The following is a 4,671-nucleotide window of genomic DNA, read 5'->3' on the forward strand; positions in this document are numbered from 1 at the left end:
TTCGCATTCTGCCTTAGGATGCTTCATCGCGTGGCGAGTGGAATCCTCAGCTACAGTTTCCGCACGTCGGTCAGATGCCCGGTCACCGCGGCCGCCGCGGCCATCGCCGGGCTCACCAGATGCGTGCGGCCGCCGCGGCCCTGGCGGCCTTCGAAGTTGCGGTTCGATGTGGAGGCGCAACGCTCGCCAGGCTTCAGCCGGTCGTCGTTCATCGCCAGGCACATGGAGCAGCCCGGCTCGCGCCAGTCGAAGCCCGCTTCGCGGAAGATCTTGTCGAGGCCTTCGGCCTCGGCCTGTTCCTTCACGAGGCCGGATCCCGGAACGATCATCGCCGAAACGGTCGAGGCGACCTTGCGGCCTTCGACCACCTCGGCCACGGCCCGGAGGTCCTCGATGCGGCCGTTGGTGCACGAGCCGATGAAGACGCGGTCGATGGCGATGTCAGTGATCTTGGTGCCGGGCTTCAGGCCCATGTAGTCAAGCGCGCGCCACTTGGAGGTGCGCTTGTTTTCTTCCGGGATCTCGTCCGGGTTCGGGACGATGCCCAGACCCGAGATGACGTCCTCAGGCGCCGAACCCCAGGAGACGATCGGCGGCAGATCGGCAGCGTCGAGCACGACGACGCGATCGTAATGCGCGCCTTCGTCGGTGTGCAGCGTCTTCCAATAGTCGAGCGCCATTTCCCAGGCCTTGCCCTTCGGCGCGCGCGGCTTGTCCTTGATGTATTCGAAGGTCGTTACGTCGGGCGCGATCAGGCCGGCGCGGGCACCGCCTTCGATCGTCATGTTGCAGATGGTCATGCGGCCTTCCATCGACAGCGAGCGGATCGCTTCGCCGGCAAACTCGATGACGTGTCCGGTGCCACCGGCGGTACCGATCTCACCGATGATGGCAAGGATGATGTCCTTGGCGGTCACACCTGGCGGCAGCTGGCCGTCGACGCGCACCAGCATGTTCTTGGCCTTCTGCTGGATCAGCGTCTGGGTCGCAAGCACGTGCTCGACTTCCGACGTGCCGATGCCATGCGCCAGCGCGCCGAAGGCACCATGCGTCGAGGTGTGGCTGTCGCCGCAAACGATGGTCATGCCCGGCAGCGTGAAGCCCTGCTCCGGGCCGACGATGTGCACGATGCCCTGGCGCTTGTCGTTTTCCGAGTAGTACTCGACATTGAATTCGGCGGCGTTGATGGCGAGTTGCTCGACCTGGATACGGCTCTCTTCGTTCTTGATGCCGAGATGGCGATCAGGCGACGTCGGGACGTTGTGGTCGACCACAGCCAGCGTCTTTTCCGGCGCGCGAACCTTGCGGCCAGTCATGCGCAGGCCTTCGAAGGCCTGCGGCGAGGTGACTTCGTGGACCAGGTGGCGGTCGATGTAGAGAAGACAGGTGCCGTCGTCCTGCTGATCGACCAGGTGGTCGTCCCAGATCTTGTCGTAAAGGGTACGCGGTGCGCTCATGGCGGTAGGTCCGTTCTTGGATGCGTATGGAAAAATGGAGTTGGTGGCGGTGAGGCCCGCCGGGCCGTCATTCGATCAACGAAGTCGGCTGTTGAGTGCACCGGAAACGGCTGCAAAGAAACGTGCCGGCAGGCGGTAGTGGTCCTGCAGCACGAAAATATGCGCCCCAATGCAACTGAACTTGGATTCCATGCGCTGTCACATACCAATTTTTCGCGACGGCGGCAATTCGAATCATTCGGCCGCTAACGCCGGTCTTTCCCGCGCATCCGTTTCTCGACCTGCCTCAGTGCAAGCGACAAACCGATTGTCAGGATGAGGTAGATATAGGTGACGATCGAATAGGTTTCAAAGAAGCGAAACGAGCCGGAGGCATAGATCTTGCCCATCTGGGTGATGTCGGACACGCCGAGCACCGACACCAGCGACGAGTCCTTGACCATCGCCACGAAATCGTTCGACAGCGGCGGGAAGATCACCCTGATCGCCTGCGGGAAGACCACAAAGCGGAAGCGGTGATAGCGCGACAGGCCGAGCGCCTTGGCGGCTTCGATCTGGCCGTGATCGACCGACTGGATCCCGGCACGGAAGACTTCCGCGATGAAGGAGGAGTAGCCGATCATCAGCGCGATGATGGCCCGCCACATCAGCGAGAAGTCGCGCACCATCACAGGCTCGCTGAGGCCGGCCTGGATCAGCGGACTGGTCAGGAAATTGAAGGCGGCGACGATGCCGGGCGCGCCGACGAAGGCGACATAGAACAGCAGCACCAGCATAGGCACGCCGCGGATGACTTCGACATAGAAGCGTGAGATCTGGCGAAGCACGACGCTGTCGGACAGTCCGAGCAGCGCGATGGCGAGACCGAGGATGGTTGCGAGTGCAAATCCCACCAGCGTCACGAAGATGGTAACACCGACGCCGTTGAAGACGGTGCGGAAGACCTGCGCATAGATGTCGTTGGCGATGATGACGACGGCAAGGACGATGCCGATCGCGACAAGGGCGACCAGCCACCAGGGATAGTCGCCCTTACTGTGCCCAACAGGGGCCGGCTGAGGTGCCATTAGGTGTTCGCCGAAGACGGGATCATTCGCCCATCTTGTAGTCGAGGAACCACTTCTTGTTCAGCGCGTCGAAGGTGCCGTCGGCCTTCAGGCTTGCGATTGCGGCATTGACCGGGGCGACGAGATCGGAGCCCTTCGGGAAGATGAAACCGAAATCCTCGGTGCCGAGCGGACCGCCGATGACCTTCAGGCCGCCGTTCGAGGCATCGACATAACCCTTGGCAGCGACGCTGTCGGTCAGCACCACGTCGACGTCGCCGGCCTTGAGCGCCTGGACGGTGGCGCCGAAGGTTTCGAAGAGCTTGACGCGCGGGTTTTGCTCGTTGCCATCAAGGATTTCGTAGACGGCGGTGTAGAAAGGCGAGGTGCCCGGCTGCGCGCCGACGAGGCCGTCATTGAAGGCGCCGAAGGTCTTGGCGTCGGTGAAGCGGCTTTCGTCGCCGCGCACCAGCATGAACTGCTGCGAGCGCATGTAGGGATCGGAGAAGTCGACCTTGGCCTTCCGGTCATCCTTGATGGTGATGCCGGTCATGCCGATGTTATACTGGTTGTCGGAGACAGCCTGGATCATCGCGTCCCAGCTGGTGTTCTGATACTCGACCTTGAAGTTCAGCCGCTTGGCGATCTCGTTCATCGCATCATATTCCCAGCCGATCGCCTTGCCCGACTTCGGATCGACGAACTGTAGCGGCGGATAGGCGTTCTCGGTGACGACGACGACCGACTTGCCCTTGAGGTCGGGAAGGTCGGCGGCGAGGGCGGCGAGCGGCGACAGGACAAGGGCGGTCAGTCCTGCAAGAACGGTGCGACGGAACGGCATTAAATATCTCCCCGAAATATAGTCCGCGAAACCTGTCATAGTTGCGAAGCGGATGGCAAGAGAATTGCCGCGTGTCGCCATTCAAAAACAGAAAAGGCGGTCCAAAGACCGCCCTTCCATGCAAAGATTTTTGCGGGACAGATTGCAAATGTCGTTAGCGAGACGCGATACCATCCAGTTTCTCAATGGCTTCGGTGGGCAAGGTGATATCGGCGACCGCGAGGTTCTCCTTGAGGTGGAGGCGTGACGAGGTGCCGGGTATGAGCAAGATATTCGGCGCGCGCTGCAGAAGCCACGCAAGAGCAACCTGCATCGGTGTTGCGTCAAGTTCCGCAGCGACATCCGACAGCGTGGACGATTGCAATGGTGAGAAGCCCCCGAGCGGAAAGAAAGGCACATAGGCTGTCTCTTCCGCAGCGAGCTGTTCGATCAGGGTATCGTCCCCGCGATGCGCAAGATTGTACTGGTTTTGAATGCAAACGATCTCGGTGATCTTTCTGCCATCCGCGATTTGCTTGGCAGTGACATTGGAGAGGCCAACGTGTCTGACGAGGCCCTGCCGCTGAAGATCGGCGAGGACGGTGAGGGGCTCTTCCAGAGATCCTTCCGCTGGGCCATGAACGTCAAACATGGCCCGCAGATTGACCACATCGATCACCTCGAGGCTGAGATTCGTGAGGTTGTCGTGAATTGCCTGCGTCAGCGCTTCTTTCGAGAAGGCCGGATTCCAGGACGCGTCTGGCCCACGCGTTGCTCCGATCTTCGTGACGATCACAAGATCATCCCGATAAGGATGCAGCGCCTCCCTGATGATCTGGTTGGTGATGTGCGGGCCGTAAAAGTCGCTGGTGTCGATGTGGTTGACTCCGCTTTCGACCGCTTCGCGCAACACAGCGATCGCCTCGGCGCGATCCTTCGGTGGTCCGAAGACGCCCTTGCCAGCAAGTTGCATGGCCCCGTAGCCAAGCCGCGCCACCGTGCGGTCGCCGAGTGCGAATGTGCCCGATTCTTCGAGATTGGACATGATCTGCTCCGTTTAAAGACAGGGCAGAAATAGGTCAGACCGGCTCCTGTAATAACAGCATGCATTCCGCACGGGCTGTTCGGAATTTCGGACAATGGCGCTGGGCGCGGCTGATGCGATCCGACCTGCCAGCGGCGCGCTATTGCGAGCAACAAAAAAGGCGACCCGAAGGCCGCCTTTCCCACAACCCCTGAGGATTGAAACTTATTCTGCTGCCGGCTCAGCCGCTGCGGCAGCTTCTGCTGCTGCCTTGGCTTCTGCAGCTTCCTGTGCTGCCTTTTCGGCTGCGAGCGCCTGAGCTGC

At 61.0% G+C, this 4,671-nt stretch carries 4 protein-coding genes; all 4 read right to left on the reverse strand.

Translation table 11 applies throughout. From position 1 onward, the window contains the following. Positions 1–50 precede the first annotated feature (50 nt). Positions 51–1,457, reverse strand: coding sequence for a 3-isopropylmalate dehydratase large subunit (gene leuC / locus AAAB35_RS21215; protein ID WP_340670259.1), 1,407 nt, complete (start codon positions 1,455–1,457; stop codon positions 51–53). Between the two features lie 245 nt (positions 1,458–1,702). Further along, a complete protein-coding gene (locus AAAB35_RS21220) occupies positions 1,703–2,524 on the reverse strand; it encodes an amino acid ABC transporter permease (RefSeq protein ID WP_112644190.1) in 822 nt (273 codons plus the stop codon). A gap of 22 nt (positions 2,525–2,546) precedes the next feature. Beyond that, positions 2,547–3,344 (reverse strand): transporter substrate-binding domain-containing protein, encoded by a 798-nt coding sequence (locus tag AAAB35_RS21225; protein WP_112665701.1) that lies wholly within the window; start codon positions 3,342–3,344, stop codon positions 2,547–2,549. A gap of 154 nt (positions 3,345–3,498) precedes the next feature. Further along, a complete protein-coding gene (locus AAAB35_RS21230) occupies positions 3,499–4,368 on the reverse strand; it encodes an aldo/keto reductase family oxidoreductase (protein ID WP_112668050.1) in 870 nt (289 codons plus the stop codon). Between the last annotated feature and the right edge of the window lie 303 nt (positions 4,369–4,671).

Source organism: Phyllobacterium sp., assembly GCF_037994425.1.
Taxonomy (GTDB): Bacteria; Pseudomonadota; Alphaproteobacteria; order Rhizobiales; family Rhizobiaceae; genus Phyllobacterium.